Below are 5,665 nucleotides of genomic sequence, written 5' to 3' on the forward strand. Positions count from 1 at the left end.
TTGAAATTGACCGTCACCGGGGCGCTGTGGCCGGCAATATCGGCGCCAAGCCCGCCGCTGCTCATGCCGATGGCGTAGCTGGCGCCGCTGATGTTGTAGGTGCCGCCGGTGTTGGCGGTGATCGATATGCCGGTGCCCCCGCCGGTAAAGCTGTTCGAGGCGCCGGACACCGTCACCGTGCCGCCTGCATTGTTGTTCAGCGATACGCCCAGCCCGCTGGCCGTCAGATTGCCGTTCAGGGCGACGAGGCCGGCGCCGGCAAGCCGGCTCTGGACATTCAGCGCCGGACTGAATGCGCCCGAATTGTTGACCGTGCCCGAATAGCTCACGGCAGCCGTGCCGCCGACGACATTGAACGACGCGCCCGTTGCGCCGCTCAGCGCACCAGTTCCAAGTCCAACAATACCCGTGACATCGGTCAGGCTGACATTGTTGATGCCACCGGCCGACGAGGTCGAATCGAGCGCGATGGTGGCGGCGACACCGGAGAGATTGATCGCTGTGCCGCCGGTTGCGTTCACCGTCTGGGCGGCAGCCGTAGCGGTGATGCCCATCGTGCCGCCGGTGGCGAGAATGCCGGTGCCGGCGGTGGTGTCGATGGTCAAGCCGTTGGTGAAGCTGGTTGTGCCGCCGGCCTGCGAGAGACCAACGCCGCTGGTCGTGTCGATGTTGGCGAGGCCGGTGACGTTGAGCGTGCCGGTCTGGACTCGGATACCGCCGCCTGTGTTGGGGACGGTGGCATTGTTCACCGTCACCGTGTTGAAGTTGAAGGTGCCGGTGTTGGTGTTGACGGCATCGATGCCAAAGCCTGTCGTGTTGCCGATGGCGGTCGCGCCAGTAACGGTGAAGGTACCAGCGACGCCGTCGAAGATGATGCCGCTCGCGCCGCCACTGGCGTTTACGGTGGCAAACGTCATGTTGACGGTCAGCGGATCGAGATCGAACGCCGCGCCGTTGGTGGTGGTGACCACGCCACCGGTGTTGTTCAGCGTGAAGGTGGTGGTTTTGGTGTTGGCGATGACACCGGTGCCGCCATTGTTGGCAAGGCTGAGCGTGCCCAGATTAAGGGTACCGCTGGTGTTGGTGAAACTGAGGCCATTGCCCTGGACGCGAGCGCCTGGGTTACCGATGCCGAGCGTGCCGGCGCTGACGGTGCCGCCGGCGCCGTCGGAATCGAAGCGGACATTGTTGAAGGCGATGCCGCCACTGCCGGCGCCCCCGGTCGCCGTATTGCCGGCAAACGATCTGATCGCGATTGAATTCAGGTCGGCATCGATGTTCTGGCCGGTGAACGACGCAGCCAGGCCGGACGCGGTCGAGCTGAGCGTGTTGCCGTCGATCGAAAGCAGAAGCGTATTGGCCGGAGCTCCCGTGGTGGAGAAATCGAGCGCGTTGCCGCCGGCGGCGATGGTGTTGTTCCTGACGAAGAAACTGGAGGCGCCGCTCGCGTTGACGGCAACGCCCGCACCGGAACCGAGATTGCTGACGATCAGGTTCTGGATACCGCCCGTGAAGATGCCGCTGCCTGATGTCGCCAGATTGATGACCTGCGTGGCGTTATTGCTCTGCAGGACCGGCCGCAGCGTGTCGATGCCCGCCGGCGCCGCGATGATCGGCGAATTCTGCACCGTGGTGAAGTGGAACGCCGGCGACGCGCCGGCGCTGGTGTCGACCCCGAGCTGGGAGACATCGATCGCCGCGTCGTTGCTCTTGAAGGCGAGCAGCACCTGTCCGTCATCGAGTTGGAACGACGTCGCGCCGAGGTCGATCGTCGCCTGGCCGCCGTCGACGGTCTTGTCGATCAGCACAATGACATTGGCCGAAGACGTCTGGGCGTTGGCGTAGGTGCCTGGATTGAGCAGACTGCCGTCGCCAAGGGCGGTGGCATCGGCCGTGACATAGTAGACCTTGTAGGAGGACAGGTTCGAAATGTCGCCATCGAAATTGACGTCGTTGAAATTGTAGTCGCCGTTGGTCGGCAAAGTGTCGGTGGCGTGGATGACCTGGCCGCCTGTGGTCTTGATCGACGATTCGGCCGGGCCGGCGCCGTCGCCGAACACGAGCTGGGCGTTGGTGGCGCTGGAGAACTGGACCCCATAGCCTACATTTTCGATCTTGGAGGTCTGTCCCGCCGGATTGTTGTTGACCGTGTCGCCGAGCTGGATCGTGCCGGTGCCGGTCGTGTCGGCCATGTCGATGCCGATCGTGCCGGCAAAACCGCCGCCGTCGACGTCGAAATCGCCAGCGGTGATGTTGCTCGCGCCGAGCGACGCGCCGTTGAGGTCGAGACCGATGGTGTTCGCCGCGCCAAGCCCGATGTTCAGGCTGGCGAAATTCAACGTCGAGCCGAGCGTGCCGGAAATGTCGACACCGCGCGCATTGGCACCGGTGATGCCTAGCAGGTTGACCGTGCCGAGATCGATTACGCCGCCGCTGACATTGTTGAGCGATATGCCGGTCGCCGCGCCATTGACCGAAATCGTATCGAACTTGATACCACCGGCGCCGACCGTCGCGCCTTTCGCCCCGGCGACGACCGCCGTCGCGTCGCCAAGCTTCAGCGCCGTGCCGCCGTTCGTGGTCGTGATGGTGTTGCCGGCGCCGGTGACGCTGACTGTTCCCGAACCGAAGGTGCTGGCGGTGAAGCCGGCGCCGCTGCTGGTGGTGATGACAAGGCCGCCATTGGTGAAGGCGAGAGTGCCCTTGGTCTGCGGGTCCATCACGTACGACGGTGCCTTGACGATGGCATCGTTGGCGCCGGTGTTGAATATCTTCGACGTGCCGGAGAAGGTGACCGTGCCGTTGGCCGAGCCGCCGATGGCGACACCCTCGCCACCGCTGTGATCGATGGTGCTCGAAATATCGTATATGCCTTCGGCATGGCCAAAGAAGTCGAAGGCCGTCGATGACGTGGTGGAAACGACGGAACCGCTCATGTTCAGACGGGTCGCATCGCCCGTGGCGCTTAACACCGCGCCCACACCGACCGTGATCGAACCTTTGTAGGTCAGCGTGGTGAAGGCCAGGTCATTGCCGCCGCCGAGGCTGATAGCCGAGAGGGTGGTGTTCGTGATGCTGGCGCTGCCGTTGATGCCGACGTTGACGGTCCCGCCCTGCGAGCTCTGTATGATGCCGAACTGGCCGCCATCGATGGTCAGGGTGGATCCGGCGACATTGGCGATGTTGACGGTACCAACCTCGGGACCGCCGATATTGAACCCGGCATATTGGACGTCGAGATCGATCGTCCCGGTGAAATTGACCTCTCCGGTGCCACTCAGGGCGTACAGCCAGGCGCCGGTGTATCCAGTATCCCTCAGGCCGCCGATGTTGACATCCCCGACGAGATTGGCGCCCAACAGCGTCACTCCGGCACCGCCGGGGTCGCCGGGAAGGGGGATCGTGGAGTCCGCCGAGATGCTGTCGAAGGTAATGCCGGCGCTGCCGACATTGGCACCATACACAGCAAGCCCGTCGCTGCCGGCATTGATCTTGTTGCCCGCGCCGGTGACGGTAATAATGGTGGAGGTTGCGCCAGCCGGGCCTAAATCGCCAATTGCGACGAAGCCCGCCCCGGCCATTGTCGATATATCAAGGCCGCCATGGGTGAAGTCGATCGTGCTGTTGGTATTGAGTGCCGGGGCGCCTGAGCCGTAATTGCCAATGATGCCCAAGCTCACGCCGTCCGTCGCGCCCGAATTGATCTGCTTGGTCGCGCCCGAGAACGTGATCGCGGCTGCGTCGTTACCGGCAACGACGATGTTGCCGCCGGCGGCCGCATTGGTATCGGTCAGATTACCCGACAGCGTCACCGAGCCACCGGTCATGCTCTGGATCGACGCCGCAGCGCCCGTTCCGTTGCTGGCAATCGTGCCGCCATAGGAAGTCGTCGCGTTGCCGCCGCTGGCTGCGGTCCCCGAGCCGACATTGAACGACGTGCCCGAACCGGTGTTGGTCAGCGTACCGGTGCCGAAGCTTGCGGTGCCGGCCAGGTTCTGCAGGTCGATGCCGCTGCCGGAAGCGAAAGTCGCACTTGTCGAGGCGAAGTTGATACCGGCCGTGATGCCGTCGAGCGCCACCGCCTGCGCGTTGGTGGCGTTGATCGTGCCGGTCGTGACATTGACCGTGCCGCCGCCGCTGGCGCTGAACGCCGTCGCGCCCGATGTGGTGATGTCCAGATCGGCGAAGGTGACCGTAGAGCCAGCGTTGTTGGTAAGCGAGGCACCATTGCCGTTGACTGTGACCTTGTCGGTGAAGTTGATCGTGCCGCCGGTGCGGTTGGCGATCGAGATGCCGCCGCCGGTCAGCGTGCCCGCCGGTCCGCTGTTGGGCAAGGTGCCGCGCGTGACCGTGATGTTGCCGGCGCCGCCATCGACGTCGAGCAGCGTGCCGGCGACGTTGACGTTGTTGTCCGTGATCGACAAATTGGTGTCGAGGCCGGCGACCTTGAACGCCGTCTGGCCGGTGGCGACATTGCTGACCGTGACGCCCTGGATAACGATGCCGCCGACATTGCTGAAGCCGCCGGCATTCTGGTCGATGGTGAAGACCGAACCGCTGCCGCCGGTGAAGTCGAACGCGGTGTCGCGCACCTGGTTGCTGCCGAGCAGCTGCAACGTATCGCCGCCCGTGCTCTTGACCACGCCCTCATTGCCGGTGACGTTGCCGCCGGTGGCGCCGAGATTGCCCTGGACATTGATCGGCTGGATGGTGCCGGAGGTGATGATCGAACTGCCGTTGCCGAAGCCGGTGATCGACTGGCCCGAATCGAGCGTGAACGGCGTGGCGCTCAGATCGACCGTGCCGACAAAGGCGAAGGTCAGTGTGCCGGTCATGGCATCGGCCTGAGCGGCCGTGACCGTGGTCACCGCGGCGCTGAGCCCGTTGGTGCCGGCAGCGATCACGCCACCGTCCTGGGAAATCATGACGACCCCGCCGACCGCGCTGGCCAGATTGGCGCTGCCGGTGAAGGCGACATCATCGAAATCATAATTGCCGAGCGTCGGATCGAGCCCGATCGTGTTGACCGTGTAGCCGCCACTGGCCGCTGTGATCGAGGATTGCAGCACAGTCGCGTCGCCGTCGCCGAAGGTGAAGTTGGCGTTGGCCGACGTCGCCGTCGTGCCGCCCGACGACAGTTCGACGCCGACACCAGCATTGGAAATGCTGGAGCCCTGCAGAAAGGTGATGGTCTTGTTGCCCGTCGTCGATGACAGGTCGATGCCGCGCGAGGTGAGGTCGCCGGTGCCGGTGATCGTTGTCACGCCGAAATCGGCCGTGGTCGATGAACCGCTGAAGTCGATGCCGGTCTGGTTGGCGCCGGAGCCCATCGTCACATTGGTTGTTCCAAATGTGACATCGGCATTGGTCAGGGCGAAGTTGATGCCGGCTGGACCGACGGTCGAACCCATCGTCACGCTGGTGGTGCCGAAGGTGACGGCGCCGGCATTGTTGGTGATGTCGATGCCATTGCCCGTGGCACCCGACACGGTCACCGCCCCGAAGGTCGCCGATGCGGTGCTGGCGACATTGGCGACGGCCAGGCCGGTGGCAGTGGCGCCGGTGATCGACAGCGGAGCTGTGACGTTCAGCGTCGCGGTTCCGGCAAGGCCGGTGACGACGGCGCCACCGCCGCCCGTCGCAGACAGCGTCGAGCCGATGAAGC

1 pseudogene is annotated in these 5,665 nt (G+C 64.4%); it reads right to left on the reverse strand.

From position 1 onward, the window contains the following. Positions 1-5,665: pseudogene (locus EN984_RS20510) on the reverse strand (hypothetical protein); the annotation flags it as partial.

The organism is Mesorhizobium sp. M7A.F.Ca.CA.004.12.1.1 (assembly GCF_003997835.1).
Classification (GTDB): Bacteria; Pseudomonadota; Alphaproteobacteria; order Rhizobiales; family Rhizobiaceae; genus Mesorhizobium.